The organism is Deltaproteobacteria bacterium, from assembly GCA_020848745.1.
In the GTDB taxonomy this organism is placed as follows: Bacteria; Desulfobacterota; Binatia; order UTPRO1; family UTPRO1; genus UTPRO1.
Genome location: JADLHM010000092.1, coordinates 1 through 20,928 on the forward strand (window position 1 = coordinate 1; position 20,928 = coordinate 20,928).

Annotated in this window: 22 protein-coding genes; 2 read left to right on the top strand and 20 right to left on the bottom strand. The window is 68.5% G+C overall.

Annotated elements, in window-relative coordinates:
- The coding region (locus IT293_13340) for a replication-associated recombination protein A (GenBank protein MCC6765639.1) at positions 1-983 on the top strand (983 nt) is incomplete at its 5' end.
- Positions 984-993: 10 nt separating this feature from the next.
- Here the strand turns inward: IT293_13340 and IT293_13345 are convergent.
- Positions 994-2,421 (bottom strand): sulfatase, encoded by a 1,428-nt coding sequence (locus IT293_13345; protein MCC6765640.1) that lies wholly within the window; start codon positions 2,419-2,421, stop codon positions 994-996.
- 124 nt (positions 2,422-2,545) lie between these two features.
- Here IT293_13345 and IT293_13350 point away from each other — a divergent pair, with 124 nt between their 5' ends.
- Positions 2,546-4,402 (top strand): tetratricopeptide repeat protein, encoded by a 1,857-nt coding sequence (locus tag IT293_13350; protein ID MCC6765641.1) that lies wholly within the window; start codon positions 2,546-2,548, stop codon positions 4,400-4,402.
- A gap of 25 nt (positions 4,403-4,427) precedes the next feature.
- Here IT293_13350 and truA read toward each other — a convergent pair whose 3' ends face one another.
- From truA to rho, 19 genes are all read right to left on the bottom strand, one after another.
- The gene (gene truA / locus IT293_13355) at positions 4,428-5,165 is read right to left on the bottom strand and encodes a tRNA pseudouridine(38-40) synthase TruA (GenBank protein ID MCC6765642.1); all 738 of its coding nucleotides are present in this window, start codon (positions 5,163-5,165) and stop codon (positions 4,428-4,430) included.
- Between the two features lie 39 nt (positions 5,166-5,204).
- Positions 5,205-6,233, bottom strand: coding sequence for an aspartate-semialdehyde dehydrogenase (locus IT293_13360; GenBank protein ID MCC6765643.1), 1,029 nt, complete (start codon positions 6,231-6,233; stop codon positions 5,205-5,207).
- A gap of 5 nt (positions 6,234-6,238) precedes the next feature.
- Positions 6,239-6,835 carry a 3-isopropylmalate dehydratase gene (locus IT293_13365; GenBank protein ID MCC6765644.1) on the bottom strand — a complete coding sequence of 199 codons (597 nt, stop codon included), beginning with the start codon at positions 6,833-6,835 and terminating at the stop codon, positions 6,239-6,241.
- On the bottom strand, positions 6,832-8,133 hold the full coding sequence (locus IT293_13370) for a 3-isopropylmalate dehydratase large subunit (GenBank protein MCC6765645.1): 1,302 nt from the start codon (positions 8,131-8,133) through the stop codon (positions 6,832-6,834). The genes IT293_13365 and IT293_13370 overlap by 4 nt, the downstream gene beginning before the upstream one ends.
- Positions 8,134-8,163: 30 nt before the next feature.
- Positions 8,164-9,735 (bottom strand): 2-isopropylmalate synthase, encoded by a 1,572-nt coding sequence (locus IT293_13375; GenBank protein ID MCC6765646.1) that lies wholly within the window; start codon positions 9,733-9,735, stop codon positions 8,164-8,166.
- Between the two features lie 104 nt (positions 9,736-9,839).
- Positions 9,840-10,628: a CDP-diacylglycerol--serine O-phosphatidyltransferase gene (pssA, locus tag IT293_13380; protein MCC6765647.1), complete on the bottom strand. Its 789-nt coding sequence runs from the start codon at positions 10,626-10,628 to the stop codon at positions 9,840-9,842.
- A gap of 17 nt (positions 10,629-10,645) precedes the next feature.
- A complete protein-coding gene (locus IT293_13385; protein MCC6765648.1) occupies positions 10,646-11,278 on the bottom strand; it encodes a phosphatidylserine decarboxylase family protein in 633 nt (210 codons plus the stop codon).
- A 22-nt stretch (positions 11,279-11,300) separates the two neighbouring features.
- Complete coding sequence (gene ilvC / locus IT293_13390; protein ID MCC6765649.1) at positions 11,301-12,317, bottom strand: ketol-acid reductoisomerase; 1,017 nt, start codon at positions 12,315-12,317, stop codon at positions 11,301-11,303.
- A complete protein-coding gene (ilvN, locus tag IT293_13395; protein ID MCC6765650.1) occupies positions 12,314-12,832 on the bottom strand; it encodes an acetolactate synthase small subunit in 519 nt (172 codons plus the stop codon). Before ilvN ends, ilvC begins: the two co-directional genes overlap by 4 nt.
- A gap of 102 nt (positions 12,833-12,934) precedes the next feature.
- Entirely contained in the window at positions 12,935-13,153 is a 219-nt protein-coding gene (locus IT293_13400; protein ID MCC6765651.1) for a DUF465 domain-containing protein, read from the bottom strand.
- Positions 13,154-13,218: 65 nt separating this feature from the next.
- On the bottom strand, positions 13,219-13,962 hold the full coding sequence (gene tsaB, locus IT293_13405) for a tRNA (adenosine(37)-N6)-threonylcarbamoyltransferase complex dimerization subunit type 1 TsaB (protein ID MCC6765652.1): 744 nt from the start codon (positions 13,960-13,962) through the stop codon (positions 13,219-13,221).
- A gap of 28 nt (positions 13,963-13,990) precedes the next feature.
- Positions 13,991-15,064, bottom strand: a complete 1,074-nt coding sequence (rseP, locus tag IT293_13410) for an RIP metalloprotease RseP (GenBank protein ID MCC6765653.1) — start codon at positions 15,062-15,064, stop codon at positions 13,991-13,993.
- Between the two features lie 21 nt (positions 15,065-15,085).
- The gene (locus IT293_13415) at positions 15,086-15,913 is read right to left on the bottom strand and encodes a phosphatidate cytidylyltransferase (protein ID MCC6765654.1); all 828 of its coding nucleotides are present in this window, start codon (positions 15,911-15,913) and stop codon (positions 15,086-15,088) included.
- Positions 15,900-16,655 carry an isoprenyl transferase gene (locus IT293_13420; GenBank protein ID MCC6765655.1) on the bottom strand — a complete coding sequence of 252 codons (756 nt, stop codon included), beginning with the start codon at positions 16,653-16,655 and terminating at the stop codon, positions 15,900-15,902. Before IT293_13420 ends, IT293_13415 begins: the two co-directional genes overlap by 14 nt.
- Positions 16,655-17,209, bottom strand: coding sequence for a ribosome recycling factor (gene frr / locus IT293_13425; protein ID MCC6765656.1), 555 nt, complete (start codon positions 17,207-17,209; stop codon positions 16,655-16,657). Before frr ends, IT293_13420 begins: the two co-directional genes overlap by 1 nt.
- Positions 17,210-18,010 carry a UMP kinase gene (locus tag IT293_13430; GenBank protein MCC6765657.1) on the bottom strand — a complete coding sequence of 267 codons (801 nt, stop codon included), beginning with the start codon at positions 18,008-18,010 and terminating at the stop codon, positions 17,210-17,212.
- A 16-nt stretch (positions 18,011-18,026) separates the two neighbouring features.
- Entirely contained in the window at positions 18,027-18,665 is a 639-nt protein-coding gene (tsf, locus tag IT293_13435) for a translation elongation factor Ts (protein MCC6765658.1), read from the bottom strand.
- On the bottom strand, positions 18,662-19,453 hold the full coding sequence (rpsB, locus tag IT293_13440) for a 30S ribosomal protein S2 (protein ID MCC6765659.1): 792 nt from the start codon (positions 19,451-19,453) through the stop codon (positions 18,662-18,664). The genes tsf and rpsB overlap by 4 nt, the downstream gene beginning before the upstream one ends.
- A gap of 131 nt (positions 19,454-19,584) precedes the next feature.
- Positions 19,585-20,832: a transcription termination factor Rho gene (gene rho / locus IT293_13445; GenBank protein ID MCC6765660.1), complete on the bottom strand. Its 1,248-nt coding sequence runs from the start codon at positions 20,830-20,832 to the stop codon at positions 19,585-19,587.
- Between the last annotated feature and the right edge of the window lie 96 nt (positions 20,833-20,928).

Genomic DNA, 20,928 nt, shown 5'->3' on the forward strand with positions numbered 1-20,928 from the left:
AGATCCACCGCTTCAACAAGGCGCAGCAGGACGCCTTCCTGCCCCACGTCGAGAACGGCACGATCGTGCTCCTCGGCGCCACCACCGAGAATCCCTCGTTCGAGGTGATCGCGCCGCTGCTCTCGCGTACCCGCGTGGTCGTCCTCGAGTCGCTCGGCGACGACGCCCTGGGGCGCCTCCTCGATCGCGCCGTCGCCGACCGCGAGCGCGGGCTCGGCGCCTTCGACGTGACGCTCGCCGCGGAGGCCCGCGCCTTCCTCGCCGAGCGCTCCCATGGCGACGCGCGCGTCGCGCTCGGGGCGCTCGAACTCGCGGCGAGCCTCGCGCGCCAGCGCGGCGCGCCGACGCTCGATCTGGCGCTGGTCGAGGAAGCGCTGCAGCAGAAGGCGCTGCGCTACGACAAGGCCGGCGAGGAGCACTACAACGTCGTCTCGGCGTTCATCAAAAGCCTGCGCGCCAGCGACCCCGACGCCGCCATCTACTGGATGATGCGCATGCTCGACGCCGGCGAGGATCCCCTCTTCGTGGCCCGCCGCATGATCATCTTCGCCGCCGAAGACGTCGGCAACGCGGATCCGCGGGCGCTCCAGATCGCCGTCGCGGCCAAGGACGCGTTCCACTTCGTCGGCCTGCCCGAGGGACGCATCCCGCTCGCGCAGGCGGCGACGTACCTCGCGTGCGCGCCGAAATCGAACGCGTCCTACCGCGCCATGCTCGCGGCCGGCGAGGCGGTCGAGCGCCACGGCGCCCTGCCCGTCCCGCTGGCACTCCGCAACGCGCCGACGCCGCTCATGAAGGGACTCGGATACGGCGCCGGCTACCGCTATCCGCACGACTACGCGGGCGGCGTCGCGGCCCAGCAATGCCTCCCCGATCGGCTCGCCGACGCGACGTTCTACGAGCCGACCGAGCGCGGGGAAGAAGCGGCGGTCCGCGCGCGCCTGCTCGCCGTCCGCGCCGCGAAGGACGAGCCGACGGGCTGACGCCGCCGCGTCAGTGGATGTACCCGAGGCTCTTCAGCGCCTCGCGTGTCGCGTCGTCGACGGTCCCCGCCGGGCCGTCACCCTCGGCGCGCGGCAGGCCCGCGAGGTACAGCCGCATCGTGCGTTCCATGGACGAGGCGCGCTCCGGATCCGCCGCGATCAGGTTCGTCTGCTCGTGGGGATCGGCCGCGAGGTCGTAGAGCGCGGAAGCCCCTTGGCTGTTCCACATGTACTTCCAGTCGCCGTCGAAGACGGCGAGCCAGTCGCCGTACGGATACAGCGCGGCGAGAACGTAGCTCTCGGCCATGAGCGGCCGGCCGAGCTTCGGCGGCACCGCGCTCTGAATCCCGTCCGGCCGCGGCAAGGCGAGCCGCTCGAGCACCAGCGCCATGACGTCGGTGAGCTGGATCCGGTCCGCACGCTCGCCGAGACCACCATCGCCGAGCGGCGGCTTGCTCACGAACGGAACGTGCAGCACCTCCTGATAGGGCGCGGTCCCGTGCCCTTTCAGCCCGTGCTCTCCGAAGAGCTCCCCGTGGTCGGACGTGACGATGATCCAGGTCCGGTCGTAGAGATTGCGGCGCCTGAGCAGGCTCACGACCTCCCCGAGGTGCTGGTCGGCGTAGCGGATCTCGGCATCGTAGAGCGCCAGGGTCTGCTCCGGCGTCGGTTGCGCGCCCGGCGGCACCGGCGCCGGCAGGTAGCGCGCGGCGAGATCCGCGGGCGGAAGGAGCGGGGCGTGCGCATCGAAATAGTTGAGGAAGAGGAAGAACGGCTCCTCGACCCGCTCCAGCCACGGGAGCGCCCGCGCGTTCAGGTCGGCCGCGACGCGGCCGTTCACGCTGCCGATGCCGTCGTCGTCCCACCAATCGAAGCCGGTGCCGAGACCGAACACGGCCTTGAGCCACGGGCCGCCGGCAAAGCCGCCCGTCCGGTACCCCGCCTTGCCGAGCATGCCCGCGAGCGTCGCCTCCGTCGGCGCGACGCCACGCACGCGGTATTCGTTCAGGCTCGGCCGGTTCGGAATCGCGCTCGCGAGCACGAGAGAGCCGCGCGGGTCGTAGCGCGCCCCGTGGCTCGTCGGGCATTTTCCCGTGAACAGCGACGCGTGGGACGGCAGCGTCCACGTTCCGGGCGCGATCGCGCGGGTGTACACGGTCGACTCGACGGCGAGCGCGTCGAGCGCCGGGCTCGTGTCGCGTCCGTAGCCGTAGCATCCAAGATGATCCGCGCGTGTCGTATCGAGCGTGACGAGCAAGACGTTCGGGCGGTCGACGCGGCGTCGGCGACAGGCTCCCGCCACCGACGAAGCAAGCGCGAGCGCGCCGACGCGCGCGCCCGTCCCGAGCACGCGTCGGCGCGTCCAGGGCGGCGTCACCGACACCACCCGGACCGCGGTTTCTTGTCGCTCCGCGCGACCGCGTGGTATGGCCGCCATGATCGTGCGTGCGTCGGACGTCGCGCTCCGATCGCGTCGGTCATCGGACGAGGGTACCAAGTCGGAGCGACCCCGCAAACAACCCGATCGGTCGTCGTCGCCCGCGAGCCGGACGCGGGCGCTCATGGTCGCCCTGCTCGCCGGCGCGCTCACCGCGGCCGTCTACTGGCCCGCGACGCGCGGCGGATACGTGTGGGACGACGGCGGCCTCATCACGAAGCCGCGCGAGACCCTCGACGAATGGCGAGACGTGCCGGCGGCGTTCGGACGCGCCGCGACCGCCGGCGAAGGCGTCGCGTACTACCGACCGATCATGATCGCGAGCTTCGTCCTCGACGCGAAGCTCTTCGACCCCGAAGCCTCGTCGTTCCACCGCACCAACGTGGTCCTCCACGGCGCGAACGTCGGGCTGATCGTGCTCGCGCTCGCCGCCTTCGGATGCGGGATCTGGACGGCGGCGGTTGCCGCTCTGCTCTTCGGCCTGCATCCGCTCCAGTGCCAGGCCGTCGCGCTCATCCTCGGGCGGAACGACGTTCTCCTGGTTCCGCCGATCCTCGCGATGCTCGTCGCCGACGAGCGCGTGCGGCCGACGCGGCCGCGGCTCGCGGACGCGCTCGTGGTCGCGAGCTTCGCGGCGACGCTCTGGACCAAGGAGACCGGCATCGTCGCCCCGGTGTTCCTCCTGCTGATGGACGTGCTCTGGCGTCGCCGCTCACCGGCGCACGCCCTCCGAACGAGGCTGCCGCTCCTCGGCGTGCTGCTCCTCGTCACGGTCCTCTACGGCCTCACCCGCCTCGCGGTGATCGGCGCGCTTCTGGACAACGGGACGTACCCGTACGTTCCGATCGGCGAACGTCCTGCGGTCGCGATCGCCATCTTCGGCTACTACCTCCGCCACGTCCTGCTGCCGTGGGGCATGGCGCCCGCGCCCTATCACCGGGGCTTGATCGATCCCAGCAACCCCGAGCTCTGGAGCGCGGCCGGCTTCGTCCTCGCCTTCGCAGCGGTCGTCGTCCTGACTCTGCGGCGCGCCCCGCGGGTCGCCTGCGGCCTCCTCATGTTCGGCATCGCGCTCGCGCCCGTGCTCGCCATCGGCGCGCCGATGAAGGTCCTGATCCTCGACCATCGGGCCTATCTGCCCCTCCTCGGCATCGCGTTCGCCGTCGCCGCCGGCGGCCGGCTGCTCGATGCCGGGCGCGGCCGCGCCATCGCCGCCTGCGTCCTCGTCCTCCTCGCGGCGCTCACCTGGCGCCGTCTTCCGTCGTACGGCGACAGCCTCTCGCTCTGGGAGCTCGGCATCACGGCCGCACCGGCATCGGACTACGCGCACAACAACTACGGCGCCGCGTTGATGGACGCCGACCGCTTCCCCGAAGCCGTCACCCAGTTCCGCGAGGCGCTGCGCCTCAACCCCGCGTACGACATCGCACGCTTCAACCTCGCGGGGTGCCTCGAATACCTCGGCGAGCGCGACGAGGCGCTCCGCCAGTTCGAAACGCTGGCCGCGCACCGCCCGAACGACGCGGCCATGATGCACCGGGTCGCCGAGCTCCGCAGCCGCGCCGGCGATCTCGCCGGGGCGCGCGCCATGTGGGAGCGCGCCCTGGCGCTGAAGCCGAACGACCTCCGCGTCCTGCGCAGCCTCGCCGACCTGCTCGACCGTCAGGGCGCGAGCGCCGCCGCCATCCCGCTCCGGCGCCGTCTCGTGGAGATCGCGCCGGCGAGCCAGGCCGAGTGGAGCGCGCTCGCACACAGCCTCGCGAGCGCCGGTCAGCCGGCGGACGCAATCGCCGCATACGAGCACGCCCTCCGGATCGGCCCCGAAAGCGGCAGCGTGCGGCTCGGGTTCGCCCGCGCGCTCTGGTCCGCCGGGCGGTGGCAAGACGCGGCGGCGGAGCTCCGGCGCGCTCGCGCGCTCGGCGTCGACGATCCCGACCTCACCCGACGCCTCGCCGAGGTCGGCATCTTCGACGAACAGTGACGGCGCGCGTTCGCCCGCGCGAGCGTCACCCGTAGCGAACGGTCGTCAGCACGAGCCCCTGCGGCGGCGCCGTCTGTCCGGCCCGGGCGCGCGACCGGCTCGCCAACACCCGGGCCACGTCTTCCGCCGGGCGGCGCCCGGCGCCGACCTCGACCATCGTCCCGACGATCGCGCGCACCATGTGCTTCAGGAAGGCGTTCGCCTCGACGCGGTACACGCAGAGTCCCTCGGTCTCGGTGAAACCGCTGTGCACCACCCGGCGAACGGCATGGTCGGCGTCGCAATCGGAGGCGCGGAACGCGGAGAAGTCGTGCTCTCCGACGAGCGCCGCCGCGGCGAAGCGCATGGCCACGACGTCGAGAGGGCGCGGCACGTGCCAGGTGAACCGATGCCAGAAGGCCGACGGCCAGGGCGCGCTCCAGATCCGGTACTCGTACACGCGCCCCGTCGCGTGGCGACGCGCATCGAAGCGCTCGGCGACCGGCGCGATCTCGTGTACGGCGAGATCCGGCGGCGTGAGCGCGTTCAAGGATCGACGCAGCTCGCGGGGCTCGACGGGACGGTCGGTGCGAAAGGTCGCGACCTGCCCGAGCGCGTGCACGCCCGCGTCGGTCCGCCCCGACGCCGCCACCCGGACCGGATGCCGGAGCACGGTCGCGAGCGCGGTCTCGAGCACGCCTTGCAGCGTCCGCGCGTCCGCCTGCAGCTGCCAGCCGTGATAGTCGGTGCCGTCGTACTCGAGGAGCATCCGGTACTGCGCCATGAGCGCTCCGGGGGGATCGGCCGCGGCCGTCCCGCGCCGTCAGAGGTCGCGCGCCAGGATCTCGGCGATCTGCACCGCGTTCAGCGCGGCGCCCTTCCGCACGTTGTCGGCCGCGACCCAGAGCTGCAGGCCCCGCGGATGCGATGGGTCGTTCCGCACCCGCCCGACGTAGACGGCGTCGGTGCCCCCGACGTCGGCCGCGGTCGGATACGGCAGCTCGTCGCCGAGCTCGCAGAGGATGACGCCGGGCGCTTCGCGCAGGATCTGCCGCGCCTCGGCGGCGTCGAGTGGCTGCTCGAGCTCGACGGTGAGCGCGACCGTGTGTCCGTAGAAGGTCGGCACCCGGACGCAGGTGACGGCGATCGGCAGGCTCTCGAGGTGCAGGACCCGACGCGTCTCGGCGATGACCTTCGCTTCCTCCTTGGTGGACCCGTCCTCGAGGAACGCGTCGACCTGCGGGATGCAGTTGAAGGCGATCCGCCGCGGGAAGGCGGATCCGCGCTCGTCCTCGCTCGGCGACCGCATGTTGAGGAGGTCGATCGTCTCGCGCGAGAGCGCGTCGATGCCGCGCTTCCCGCCCCCCGACACGGCCTGGTAGCTCGACGCGACGATCCGCTCCAGCCCGACGGCCTCCGCGATCGGCTTCAAGGCCACGACGATCGGGATCGTCGTGCAGTTCGGGCTCGCGACGATGCCGAGGTGGCGCTCGTCGAGGTCGCCGGCGTTTACCTCCGGCACGACGAGCGGCACGTCCGGGTGCATCCGGAAGTGGCTGCTCTTGTCGATGACGAGCGCGCCGGCATCGACCGCCCGCGGCGCGTACTCGGCGCTGACCGCCCCTCCGGCGCAGAAGAACGCGACGTCGACGCCGTCGAAGGTCGCCTCCTCGAGGTTCTCGACACGCACCTCTCCCGCGCCCCACTCGACGAGCTCTCCCGCCGAGCGCGCCGACGCGAAGAGCCGGATCTCGCCGACCGGGAACACCCGCTCCTCGAGCGTCCGGAGGACCTCGGAGCCGACCGCACCGGTCGCCCCGACGATCGCGACCCTCAGCGCGCGTTCGGCCATCGTGGCTAGTCCTCGACGACGCGATTCACCGGCACGGCCTCGCGGACGTCCGGATGGGCCGTGCTCGCGATCATGCCGGTGCGGCGCGCGTACTCGAAGAGCCCGCCCGCGTCGATCACGGGCCGCGCGTCACCGAGCGGCCCGAGCGGCATCGTGGCGCCGCTCCGCAGGTTGGTGATGGTGCTCGCGTCGAGGTCGATCTCGGCCTCGTCGCCGATGACGAACTCGTCGACGAGACGCGTCGCCGTTTCCAACGGGTACAGCTCGCCGGTGGCGACGCAGTTCCGGAAGAAGATGCGCGCGTATGACTCGGCCACGACCGCCCGGCCGCCGGCGGCGCCGATCGCGATCGGCGCGTGCTCGCGCGACGAGCCGCAACCGAAGTTCCGGCCGGCGACGATGATCGCATACGGCGTCTTCGCCTGGCCCGGCGGAACGTAGGCCGGCGCGTCGAGCACGCCGCAGAGGGCGTAGCTGCCGAGCTTCTCGTACTCGTCGGGAATCGTCGGCACGAGGTTCAGGTACTGCGCCGGGATGATCTGGTCGGTATCGATGTTGTCGCCGAGGACGTAGACCTTGCCGCGGATCTTGTTGGCGCTCACGCGAGGAACTCCCGCGGATCGGTGATCCGGCCGCGAATCGCCGATGCCGCCACGGTGTACGGTGACGCCAGATACACCTGCCCCTCCTTCGAGCCCATGCGGCCCGGGAAGTTGCGGTTGGTGGTGGAGATGCAGACCTCGGGACCGTTGATCCGGCCGAACGTGTCGGCCGGGCCGCCGAGGCATGCCGCGCACGACGCGTCCATCGAGACCGTGCAGCCGGCCTCTTCGAAGATCGCGAGCAACGTCTTGCCGTCGAGCTTCTCGGTACGGATGCCCTGCGAGATCTCGGTGGTCGCCGGCACCAGGAAGGTCTTCACCGCCACCTTCCGTCCGCGCATCACCTGCGCCGCACTCACGAAGTCGGTGAGCTTCCCGCCCGTACAGGACCCGATGTAGGCGCGGGTGAGCTTCACGTCGCCGAGCTCCCGGGCCATGGCGCGCTTGTCCGGCGAGTGCGGCTTCGCGACCGTCGGCTCGATCGTGCGGGCGTCCCAGCGCTTGTAGAAGACGTGCTCGGCGTCCGCATCCGGCGCCACGGGCTCGAAGTCCTTCCGGGTGCGGGCCCGGACGTAGTCGAACGTCGCGTCGTCGGCCTCGATGATCCCGTTCTTGCCGCCGCCCTCGATCACCATGTTGCAGAGGGTCATGCGCTCCTCCATCGAGAGCCGCTGGATGGCCTCGCCCCCGAACTCCATGGCCTTGTAGGTGCCACCGTCGACGCCGATCTCGCCGATCAGATGCAGAATGACGTCCTTCGCCATGAGGTAGGACGGAAACTCTCCGTCGAAGACGAACCGCATGGTCGGCGGCACCTTCACGAGCAGCTTCCCGGTGCCGAGGATGAAGGCGGCGTCGGTGTTGCCGATGCCGGTCGCGAACTGATTGAAGGCGCCCGCGGTGCAGGTGTGGGAATCGGTGCCGAAGAGCACCTCCCCGGGTCGGCAATGGCCTTCCTGGGCGAGCGCGATGTGGCAGACGCCCCTGTAGCGGGGCGTGCCGACGTCGTAGTAGTGCGGCAGCTCCTGCTCCCGCACGAACTGCCGGAGGATGTCGACGTTGCGGTGGCACTTGTCGTCGGCCGTGAAGATGTAGTGGTCGGGAATGATGACCACCTTGTCGCGGTCCCACACCTTGGCGTTGGCGCCGAACTCGCGCTTGAAGATGCCGATCGTCCCTGGGCCGCAGACGTCGTGCGTCATCAGGGTGTCGACGTTCGCCCAGACGTTCTCGCCCGGGCGGACGGCGGCCCTGCCGGACGCGCGTGCCAGGATCTTCTCGGTCATCGTCATGCCCATACGGAGGAGGCTTCCTTTCGCTGCCGTCGGCTAGGGACCGGTCACCCGCGACCGGTCCGCGTAGCGCTTGCGGTATTCGAGCTTGTTGAGCGCGTTCAGGAGCGCGAGCGCGCTCGCCATGATGATGTCGGTGTGGGCGCCCTGCCCCGTCGACGTCAGATCCCCGTCGCGGACGAGACACGACACCTCGCCCTGCGCATCGGTGCCGCCCGTGATCGCTTTGACGGCGTACCGCTCGAGCTTGTACGGCGTGCCGGTGGCCTTCGCGATCGCCGCGTAACAGGCGTCGACGACGCCGTCTCCGGTCGCGTGCTCCGCGCGCTCCTCGCCGTCCACCCGGATGCGGACGTCGGCGCTCGGCACCCCGTCCATCGACGATGCCACGCTGAGCCCGGCGAGCTCGTAGCGGTCGGGCACGCTTGCCTGAGCGCGCGCACGCACCGCCTCCTCGGCGACGATCGCCATCAGGTCCTCGTCGTAGACGTGCTTCTTCTTGTCGGCCAGAGCCTTGAAGCGCGCGAACGCCTTGTTCATGTCAAGCTCTTGCGCGGCGATCCCGAGCTCCTGCAGGCGATCGACGAAGGCGTGCCGTCCGGAATGCTTGCCGAGGACGAGCCGGTTCGACCCGACGCCGACCGTCTCGGGTCGCATGATCTCGTACGTGATCTTGTTCTTGAGCACGCCGTCCTGATGGATCCCCGCCTCGTGCGCGAAGGCGTTGTCGCCGACGATCGGCTTGTTGATCGGAATCGGGATGCCGGTGATCTGCGAGACCAAGCGGCTCGCGGCGTAGATCTGTTCGGTCACGACACCCGTCTCGAGCCCGAAGAAATCCTTGCGGGTGCGGAGCGCCATCACGATCTCGTCCATCGAGGCGTTGCCGGCGCGCTCGCCGAGTCCGTTGACCGTGCACTCGACCTGCCGCGCCCCCGCCTCGACCGCCGCGAGCGAGTTCGCGACCGCCATGCCGAGATCGTTGTGACAGTGCGCGCTCCAGCGCGCGTCCCGGCCACCCGGCGTCCCCGCGATCAGGCGCCGGAAGAGCGCGCTCGTCTGGTGCGGCAGCGCGTAGCCGGTCGTGTCGGGGACGTTCAACGTCACGGCGCCGGCACGAATCGCCTCGCCGAAGACGGTGACAAGGTACTCCGGGTCGCTCCGCGAGGCGTCCTCGGCCGAGAACTCGATGTAGTCGAGATGCTTCTTGGCGAACCCGACCGCCCAGGCGGCGGCATCGACCACCTCCTGCCGGCTCATCATCAGCTTGTGCTTCAGGTGGATGTCGGAGGTGGCGATGAAGATGTGGATGCCCGGGCGCTTGGCCTTCGCGACGGCGCGGATCGCGCGCTCGATGTCGTTCTCTTTCGTCCGGGACAGGCTCAAGACGATCGGCCGGGCGACCGCCTCGGCGACGCGGCTCACGGAGTCGTAGTCGCCCTCCGAGGAGGCGGCAAAGCCGGCTTCGATGACGTCGACGTTCAACTGCTCGAGCTGGCGGGCGATCGCGACCTTCTCCTCGACGTTCATCGAGGCGCCCGGCGATTGCTCGCCGTCGCGCAGCGTGGTGTCGAAGATCTGGACGTGGTTGGAATCGCTCGCTTGCATCGGTCGTTCGCTTCTCACCGCTCCGCCCCGAAAACGAAAACTCCCGCGTGGCCTGTCTGCGCCAGCGGGAGCAACTTCACGCGCGGTCGGCGCTGCGCTTGCTCTTACCGGAAGTTCCGCACTTTCGCGACCGGCTCCTCCCCCGGTCGGTCGCGCCGGGCCCTCGGCCGGCCGAGCACCCACGTCACGGGCCCCGACAGCGCGTAGAGCATGAAGGCCGTGAACAGGAAGATTTGCGGCTCCGCGATCACGAACTTCAGTCCCACGATGAGCGCCACCAGGATCCAGAGCGGCTGGCGGGGATTCAGATGGAAGCTCTTGAAGCTGTTGTAACTGACGTTGCTGACCATCAGGGCCGCCAGACCATAGATCACCACGAGCAGGATGATGTGCTTGTGGGTGGCCCCTTCGCCGCCGAAGAAGTAGTACAGCAGTACCGTCGAGGCAACGGTGTCGGCGGCGGCGGGAATCGGCAACCCCGTGAAATGCTTCTTCGCTCCGAGCTCAGCCTGGACGTTGAAACGCGCGAGACGGAGCGCGCCGCAGGCCACGTACAGCGACGCCGCGAGCCAGCCCCAGGTTCCCCAGGGCTCGAGCGCCCATTTGTAGACCAGGATTCCGGGCGCCACGCCGAACGCGACCAGATCGGAAAGCGAGTCGTATTCGATGCCGAATCGGCTCGTCGACCTGGTGAGCCGCGCGATGCGTCCGTCCAGGCCGTCGAAGACGTGCGCGATCAGGATGCACACCGCCGCGACCTGATACGAGCCGTCGATGGTCGCGATGATGGCGTAGAAGCCGGAAAAGAGACCACAGGTCGTGATCAGGTTCGGCAGGAGGTACACGCCGCGATGGAGCGGCTCGTCGCTCTGACGCTCCCGACGCCCGTGCACCAACCGCACCTCCGAGCTCACGAGTACGACCCCACGATCGTCACGCCGGCCGTCGTTCGATCCCCGATCGCCACGTGCAACTTGACCACCTCGGGAACGTAGAGGTCAAGCCGCGAGCCGAACATGATCATCCCGTACCGGTCGCCGCGCCGGACCTCGTCGCCGGCGGCGACCTTGCAGACGATCCGGCGCGCCAGCTGTCCCGCGATCTGGACGAACAGGATCCGTGCCCCGCGTCGGTCTTCGACCACGACCGCGTTGCGCTCGTTCAGCTCCGAGGCCTTGTCCAGGAACGCGGCGACGAACCGTCCGGGGAAGTGCTGCACGTGCCGGACGACCCCGTCCACCGGGATGCGATTCACGTGCACGTTCAGCGGCGACATGAAGATGCTGATGCGGCGGCACGCACCCCGGACGAACTGCTCCTCGTGCATCACGTCCGTGATGGCGACGACCTTGCCGTCGGCCGGGGCCGCGATCAGCCCCTCGCCCGCGGGCGTCAGGCGGTCGGGGTCGCGAAAGAAGTTCACGACGAGCCCCGCCAGCGCCACGAGCGGCCACGCGATGCAGCGTGGGGCGGACGCCAGGCCAAGCACGGCGAGCGCGACCGCGAGCGCGACGTACGTGTACCCCTCGCGGGCGAGCCTCATGCCAACGTGCCGGAGACCGCCGTCAGTTCCGAGCCTTGTCGACGAGGCGGTTCGACCCGAGCCACGGCATGAGAGCGCGCAAGCCCGCTCCGACCTTCTCGATCGGGTGATGCTCGGCCTCTTGGCGCAGCTCACGGAAATGCGGCTGCCCGCACTTGTGCTCGGTGATCCACTCGTCGGCAAACTTCCCGCTCTGGATCTCCGCCAGGATCCGCTTCATGGCCTCGCGCGCTTCCTGACCGATCACCCGCTTGCCGCGCGTCATGTCGCCGTACTCGGCCGTGTTGCTGATCGAGTAGCGCATGTTCGCGATGCCGCCCTCGTAGATGAGGTCGACGATGAGCTTCACCTCGTGCAGGCACTCGAAATAGGCCATCTCCGGCGCGTAGCCCGCCTCGACGAGCGTCTCGTAGCCGGCGCGGATGAGCTCGGTGAGGCCCCCGCAGAGCACCGCCTGCTCGCCGAAGAGGTCGGTCTCGGTCTCCTCGCGGAAGGTGGTCTCGATGATGGCCGCGCGCGCGCCGCCGATCGCCTTGCCGTAGGCGAGCCCGATCTGTTTGGTGTCGCCGCTCGGGTCCTGATGGACCGCGAGCAGGCACGGCACACCGCGACCGCGCTCGTACTCGCTGCGCACGAGGTGCCCGGGCCCCTTCGGCGCGATCATGAACACGTTGACGTCCTTGGGCGGCACGATCTTCTTGAAATGGATGTTGAAGCCGTGGCCGAAGGCCAGGTACTTTCCGGCCTTCATCCCCGGGGCGATCTCGCTTTCGTACGTCTCGCCCGCGAGCTCGTCCGGCACCAGGATCATCACGACGTCGCCCCACGCGGAGGCCTCGGCCGTCGCCAGCACCTTGAGGCCCGCGCCTTCCGCCTTCTTCCACGACGCGCTGCCGCGCCGCAGGCCAACCGCCACGTCGATGCCGCTGTCGCGGAGATTCAGCGCGTGCGCATGCCCCTGGCTGCCGTAGCCGATGACGGCGACCTTCTTGCCCTCGAGCTTGCCGAGATCGGCATCCTTCTCAGTGAAGACGTTCACGCGACCTTCTCCTTTTCGTCGATGGCGCCCACGAGCGTCCGCGTGCCGCGCCACATGGCGACTCGGCCCGTCCGTACGATCTCGGTGATCCCGAGCGGCTTCAACAGCTCGATGATGGCGGCGATCTTGTCCTGCTGTCCGGTGACTTCGACCACGTGCGACTGCGGTCCGACGTCGATGATCTTCCCGCGGAAGATGTCGACGATGTTCATGAGCTCTCCACGGGTGCGCTCGTCGACCTTGACCTTGATCAGGACGAGCTCGCGCTCGACGTGCGCGCCGTCCTTGAAGTCGGAGACGCGGATCACGGGCACGAGTTTGTTCAGCTGCTTGATCATCTGCTCGAGGACCGCGTCGTCGCCGGCCGTGACCAGCGTGATGCACGACACCGTCGGATCCATCGTCTCCGCGACGGCCAAGCTCTCGATGTTGAACCCACGGCCGCTGAACATTCCCGCGACGCGCGCCAGCACGCCGAACTCGTTCTCGACCAAGACCGAAATGGTATGTCGCATTGTGCCTCGTCCTGCAGCTCGGGGAGGGGTGCCTGGGCAGACACGCGGTTGCCGCGCGTTCCGCGAACGTCGCGCCACCGTTCGTCCGCGCGACGTCGAAACTCAGCGGTACTTGTTGAGGATCTCCATCATGCGGTCTTTGCCCGCGAGCTTCACCTTCTGCAGCCGCTTCCGCTCGACTTCTTCGTCCTGGTTCAGAAAGCCTTTGTGGTTGAACTGGGCGAGCCGTTTTTCCAGCTGCACGTGCTCGTCATAGAAGCGCTTCAGATCCGGCTCTCGATCGACCAGGGAGAGGATGAGCTGCTCGTCCTTAGCCTCCATGGGACACTCCTTTCAGTGCACGACCCGGCGGCGGGCAAGTACCGAAAAACATTGATGTTTGGCTTCTAATACACGATCCGGACCTTGTCAACGAAGCTCTGGATCCGACCGCCCGCCGAGGGCGAGCGCGCGCTTTGCGAGAGCTCCGCTTCGGGCGGGCGGACGTACGCGGGCGAGAGCGATGCGAGATCGTCGCCTTCCGGCGCGCGGCGCAAACGCGCCGCCGCGAGCCGCGCCACCGCGATCGGACTCGGCGGATGGGTCGCCGGAGCGTAGAGCCGCGCCCCATCGCCCAGGACGCGGCGGAACACGTCGCCGTAGACGTCGACGCCGTCGCCCACGAATGCGCACGGCCCGCCGACGGCCACCGCCAGCCCCGCCGCGTCGATCGCACAAGGCGCGCCGCGGCGATGGAACCCTTCGGCGTCGCGCTCGTACAATCCGGCATACACTTCGCGCTTGCGCGCATCGAGCACCGCGCAGACGCGACCTTCCGCCTCGGGCGCCGCCAGCGCCAACGCGTCCAGCGTCGGCACGCCGAGGAGGCGATAGGCCCCCGCGAAGGCGAGGCCTTTCGCGAAACTGAGCGCGATGCGCAACCCCGTGAACGATCCCGGCCCGATCGTCACGGCGATCGCGTCGCCGGCCCCGATCCGGCCGCCCTCCTCCAGCGTCTCGGCGACGAGACGCGGGAGGATGCCGGCGTGATTCGAGGTCGCGCGTTCGCTCCGCTCGGCCACGACGACCCCGTCGCGTACCAGCGCCACACCGCACCGCCACGTGGCGGTGTCGATCGCGAGGATCCGCATCAGGGGGCGCCCGCGCGCCGGGCAACCGTCACCCGGCGATGATGCGGGAGATGTCGTTGTAGAAGACGAACACCATCAGCGCGAGCAAGAGGAAGAGCCCGACCTGCTGCGCCACCTCCCGCTGCCGATTCGCGAGTGGCCGGCCCCGGACCGCCTCGAACGCGAAGAACAAGAGGTGGCCGCCATCGAGCACCGGCACCGGCAGCAGGTTCAGGACCCCGAGGTTCACGCTGATGAGACCGAGGAACCGGATCAGGTAGTCGAGCCCGCGCTCGGCTTGCTGACCCGCGGCCTGGACGATCAGGATCGGACCGCCGAGATCGCGCGCCGAGACCGATCCCTGGAAGATCTTCACGACGCTCAAGAGGGTCATCTTCACCCAGAAGTACGTCTCGTAGACACCGAGGCCGACCGCGTTCGCGAGCGACACCGGCGCGATCTCGACGTAGCGCTCGATCCCGATGAGATAGGCCTGGCCGGTCTCCTCTCCGAAGATCGTCTTCTCGGGTCGCTCCTCCGGAACCGCGGTCAGCGTCTCGACGGTGCCGTCCTCGCGCTTCACCTCGAGGCTGAGCGCACGGCCACCGCTCGCGCGGACGACCTGCGAGAGCGCGTCCCAGCTGGCGATCGCCTTCCCGTCGACGGAGATGACGACGTCGCCGCGCCGCACTCCGGCCTTCTGCGCCGCCATGCCCTCCATGACGCCGCCGATCTTCGCGGCCTCGGTCGGCGTGCCCGCCCCGTAGAGCGCGAACACGACCGAGAACGCCACCGCCGCGGTCGCCAGGTTCATCAGCGGTCCCGCCACGACGATCGCCGCACGCTTGGCGAGGGATTGCTGCGAGAACGCGCTCGCGGCCTCACCGCTCGGCACCTCGTCTTCCGGATCGTCGCCGAGCATCTTCACGTAGCCCCCGAGCGGGACGGCGCTCACGGCGTACTCCGTGACGCCGCGGCGCCACGCGAGCAGCCGGGGCCCGAAGCCGAGCGAGAATCGCAGGACCGTCACGCCCGACCATTTCGCGACCGCGAAATGCCCGAGCTCGTGCACGAAGATCAGGAGACCGAGGATCAGGATCGCGATCAGAATGTTGCCGCCCATGCGTCGTCCTTTTTCAGGGGTCTAGTGGCCGAAGAAGAACCGGGCGTAATAGTAGACGAGCGGGGCCGGGAAGACGAGACTGTCAATGCGGTCCAGCACACCGCCGTGGCCGGGGATGATCCATCCCGAGTCCTTGGCGCCGAACGCGCGCTTCAGCATGGATTCACAAAGATCGCCCACTTGGGCGAGACACCCTACCGCGAGCCCGAGGCCGACGACCTCGGCCCAATCGAGCGTCGGGAAGAACGCGAGCTTGCAGAACGCTCCGCCGAGGAGGTTGCCGAGCACCGCCGTCGCGCTGCCTTCGACGGTCTTCCCAGGGCTCACCGTGGGCATCAGCTTGTGCCGGCCGAACCACCGCCCTCCGAAGTAGCCCCCGACGTCCCCCGCCATCGCGATCACGACGGTGAAGATCACCCAACGCCAGCCCCCGACCCCGAGCGTCGCGTCGACCGGGTCCGGAAGCGCGTGCATCCACACGTAATGCGGCAGGAGGAACGCCGTGTAGAGGCTCCCGAGAAGCGTCAGGCCGAGGGCATCGACGCCGTGCCGCAGGTCGTCCTTGCGCGCCAACGCGAGGACGAGCCCGGCGACGACGACGGCGGCGAGCGCCATCGCGAATCGCTCCTGCGTCGGCACGAGCATCGCGCTCAACAGCAAGCCGCCCGCGGCGAGCCCGAACCCGCGATCCCAGGGGTCGGTCGGGAACGCCATTGCGCAATACTCGGTGACCCCGACGAGCGTCGCCACGCCGACGAGCCACACGAACGACGACCACGGGTTCCAGACGATCAGCCAGACGAGCAGCGGGATCGCGACCGCCGCGGTGGCCAGCCTAGTGCGCAGCACGCAGACGTTCGCGCTCGGCTTGCTCTCCGGTCCGACCGAACCGCCGCTCGCGCCGCTGGAAGTGCGCCACCGCGTCCAGGAACTCACGCTCCCGAAAGTCCGGCCAGAGCGTGTCGGTCACGTAGATCTCCGTATAGGCGATCTGCCAGAGCAGGAAATTGCTGACGCGCATCTCCCCGCTCGTACGGATCAGCAGATCGGGATCCGGAACGCCGGCCGTTCCCAGATGCGACGCCACGAGCTCCTGGTCCACGTCTTCGGGATCGACATCGCCGCGGCGGACCTTGCGCGCGATGGTGCGCATCGCATCGGTGATCTCCTCCCGGGCGCCGTAGCTCACCGCCAGGATCACGGTCATTCCGACATTGTGCCGGGTGTCCTCGATCGTCTGTCGAAGCGCCACCTGCACCTCGCGCGGCAAACGACGAAGGTTGCCGATCGCGAGCAGCCGGATGCCGTTCTTCATCATCTTCTTCAGCTCGGCGGCGAGGAAGTGGCGAAGGAAGCGCATCAACGCCGCGACCTCGTCGCGCGGCCGCTGCCAGTTCTCGGTCGAGAACGCGTACAGGCTCAGGTACTGGATGCCGAGCCGGCGCGCCGTCTCGACGATCTCCTGCACCGACTGCTTACCGCGGCGATGCCCGGTGATGCGCGTCAGGCCCCGCTGGGTGGCCCAGCGGCCGTTGCCGTCCATGATGATCGCCACATGACGTGGCAAACGCTCCTTGTCGATCGCGATCATCAGACGGCCAGGATTTCTTCTTCTTTACCCTTCAGGACCTTGTCGATCTTCTCGACGTACTCCTTCGTCAGGTGCTCGATGCGCTCCTGGTCGCGCTTGAGATCGTCGTCGGTGAGCTCCTTCTCCTTGTGGAGCTCCTTCATCATCTCGATGGCATCGCGCCGGTGCGCGCGCATCGACACCCGAAACTCCTCGGCGACCTTCTTCACGTGCTTCACGAGCTCGCGGCGGCGCTCCTCGGTGAGATCGGGGATGGGAATGCGGATGATCTTGCCGTCGTTCTGCGGCGTGAGGCCGAGATCCGACTGGAGGATCGCCCGCTCGACCTCGCCGATCGCGCTCCGGTCGAACGGCTGGACGACCAGCAAGCGCGGCTCGGGCGCCGACAGCGATGCCAGCTGGTTCAACGGCGTCTTCGCGCCGTAGTACTCGACGATGATGCCGTCGAGGAGCGCCGTCGTGGCGCGCGCCGTCCGCAGGCGCGCGAGATCGCGCTTGAACGCGGCGACCGTCTCGTCCATCTCCTTCTTGCAGTCGTCAATGATCGAGCCCATTCAGTCCCCCTTCCCCGTGCCGGCCGCGAGCCCGCCCGGCTGCGCCTCGGCGTGAACGATCGTGCCGATCGGATCGCCGAGTACGGCCTTCCTGATGTTCCCCGGCTCGAGCAAGTTGAACACGATCACCGGCAGCCCGTTGTCCATGCAGAGCGAGATCGCGGTCGCGTCCATGACTTTGAGCTCGCGATTCAGCACCTCGATGTAGGTGAGCTCGCGATAGCGGATCGCGGCGGGATCCTTCACGGGATCGGCGCTGTACACGCCGTCGACCTTCGTCGCCTTCAGGATCACCTCGGCGCCGATCTCCATCGCACGGAGGCTCGCGGCGGTATCCGTGGAGAAGTACGGGTTGCCGGTGCCCGCGCCGAAGATGACGACGCGCCCCTTCTCCAGATGGCGCGTCGCGCGCCGGCGGATGTAGGGCTCGGCGACCTCCTGGATCGCGATCGCCGACTGGACGCGCGTGCTGACACCGAGCTTCTCGAGGGCGTTTTGCAGCGCGAGGCTGTTGATGACGGTCGCGAGCATGCCCATGTAGTCGCCGGTCGCCCGGTCCACGCCGAAGGCGCTTCCGGCGAGCCCCCGGAAGATGTTGCCGCCGCCCACGACGAGCGCGAGCTCGCACCCGAGGTCGTGGACCTCCTGGATCTCGCGCGCGAAGGTACCGACCGCGTCGGCGCTGATGCCAAAGCCCGCGCTCCCGGCGAGCGCCTCTCCGCTGATCTTGAGAAGGACTCGCCGATAACGCAGCGATGAATTGGAGACGCCCGACCCCCGCGACGACGAGCCGGGATCCATAGCTTCCCCGCCCCGACTAGGGCTTGGGGGCCCCGTCATCGCCCTGGGCCTGGTCAATGCCTTCGCCGAGCTGGAAGCGCATGAACCGCCGGACGGAGATGTTCTCGCCGAGCTTTGCGATCGCGTCGGCGACGACCTGACGAACGGGCTTGCCCGGCTCTTTCACGAAGTCCTGATCGAGCAGACAGATCTCCGCGACGTACTTGTCGATTTTGCCTTCGACCATCTTCGCGACGACCTGCGGCGGCTTCCCGGACTGAGCGGCCTGCGCCGCGTAGATCTCGCGCTCGCGATCGAGCTCGGCGGCGGGAATCTCGTCGCGGCTCACGTACAGCGGCCGCGCCGCGGCCACCTGCATGGCGAGGCCCCGAGCGAACTGCTGGAAGTCGTCCGTGCGCGCCACGAAGTCGGTCTCGCAGTTCACCTCGATCAGCACGCCGATCTTGCCGCCAGCGTGGATGTACGAGCCAATGACGCCTTCCGCGGTCGCCCGACCGGCCTTCTTGGCGGCCGCCGCGAGCCCCCGCTCGCGCAAGTAACGCACCGCCCCTTCGAAGTCGCCGCCGCTCTCACGGAGCGCGGTCTTGCAGTCCATGAACCCGGCGCCGGTCTTCTCGCGCAGGTCCTTCACGTGCTGCGCACTGACCTCACTCATCCGATGTCGCTCCCCGCAGACTCCTCGACGGCGGAATCATCCGACATGCCCGGCGCCCCGAGGTCTTCCTCCTCGGCGCCCTGCCCACGCTGACGCTCTTCGGCGAGCGCGCGGCCTTCGAGCACGGCGTCCGCGATCGCCGTGCAGAAGAGCCGGATCGCACGGATCGCGTCGTCGTTCCCGGGGATCTTATAGTCGATGACGTCCGGATCGCAGTTCGTATCGACGGCGGCGACCACAGGGATGCCGAGCTTATTCGCCTCCTTGACCGCGATCTCTTCCTTCTTCGGATCGACGATGAAGAGCGCATCGGGAAGCTTGCGCATGTTCTTGATGCCGCCGAGCGAGGCGATGAGCTTGTCGCGCTCGCGCGAGATCATGATCAGCTCCTTCTTGGTGAGCGCCTCTTTCATCGCCTCGCTCTCGAGGGTTTCCTCGTGCTTGCGCAGGCGATCGATGGATTGCTTGATGGTCTGGAAGTTCGTGAGCATGCCGCCGAGCCAGCGGTTGGTGACGTAGTACATCCCGCACCGCTCGGCTTCCTCGCGAATGGCGTCCTGCGCCTGCTTCTTGGTGCCCACGAAGAGGATCGTCCCGCCGTCGGCGACGAGCTCGCGAACGTACGCGTAGGCGTCGCGGAACATGCGGACGGTCTGCTGCAGGTCGATGATGTAGATCCCGTTGCGTGCCCCGAAGATGTACGGCTTCATCTTGGGGTTCCAGCGACTCGTCTGGTGGCCGAAATGCACTCCGGCCTCCAGGAGCTGTTTCATCGTCACTTCGCTCATACGAGTACTCTCATGCGGACTCCTTCACGCGCGGATCAATGAAATTGACGCGGCCGAGATCGCACGGCCGCGAACGGGTTCCTATAGCGCAAACGAAACGGGAGGCGCAAATACGAAGGCCGGGCGGGGGGCTATGAGTTCATCGACTCCATGAACTCCTGGTTGTCCTTGGTGCCCTTGATCTTGTCGGTCAAGAACTCCATGGCCTCGACGGTATTCAACTGCGACAGGAGCTTGCGGAGGATCCAGACCCGGTTCAGGACTTCCCGCGAGAGCAGCAGCTCCTCCTTGCGGGTTCCCGATCTATTGATGTCCAGCGCCGGGAAGATGCGCTTGTCCATGAGGCGACGGTCGAGGTGCACCTCCATGTTACCGGTGCCCTTGAACTCCTCGAAGATCACCTCGTCCATCCGGCTCCCGGTGTCGACCAGCGCCGTCCCGATGATCGTGAGGCTCCCGCCGTCCTCGATGTTGCGGGCGGCCCCGAAGAACTTCTTCGGCCCGCGCAGGGCGTTGGAGTCGACGCCGCCCGAGAGGATCTTGCCGCTCGGGGGCACGACCGAATTGTACGCGCGCGCGAGCCGCGTGATCGAGTCGAGGAGGATGACGACGTCCTTCCCGTGCTCGACCAGGCGCTTCGCCTTCTCGATCACCATCTCGGCGACCTGTACGTGCCGGGTCGCCGGCTCGTCGAACGTCGAGCTCACGACCTCCCCCTGCACCGAGCGCTGCATGTCGGTCACTTCCTCCGGTCGCTCGTCGATCAGGAGGACGATCAACACCACTTCCTTGTGGTTCTGGGTGATGCCGTGGGCGATGTTCTGCAACATCACGGTCTTGCCGGTACGCGGCGCCGCGACGATGAGGCCGCGTTGCCCTTTGCCGATCGGCGACACGAGATCGATGATGCGCGTCGTGTACTCGTCGGGGTTGTGCTCGAGCCGGAGGTGCTCGTTCGGGTAGAGCGGCGTGAGGTTGTCGAAGAGGATCTTCTCGCGCGCCCGCTCCGGTTCCTCGTAGTTGATCGCCTCGACCTTGAGCAGCGCGAAGTACCGCTCGCCCTCTTTTGGAGGCCGGATCTGCCCGGAGACCACGTCGCCCGTGCGGAGATTGAAGCGGCGAATCTGGCTCGGGGAGATGTAGATGTCGTCCGGACCGGGGAGGTAGTTGTAGTCGGGCGCGCGCAGGAAGCCGAAGCCGTCGGGAAGAATCTCGAGCACGCCCTCGCCGTAGATGAAGCCGTTCTGCTCCGTCTGCGCCTGCAGAATGGCGAAGATGAGCTCCTGCTTCCGCATCGCCGAAGAGCCCTCGACGTTGAAGTCGCGCGCGAGCTGCGCGAGCTCGGCGATCTTCTTGTCCTTGAGCTCCTTGAGGTTCAGGCCTCCGGGCGACTGCCCGTTCGCGGTCGTCGCGGGCGCCGCCGCGGGCGCCGCCGGCTCGAGGCTCGAACTCTGATCTTCCTGTGCCTGCTGGAC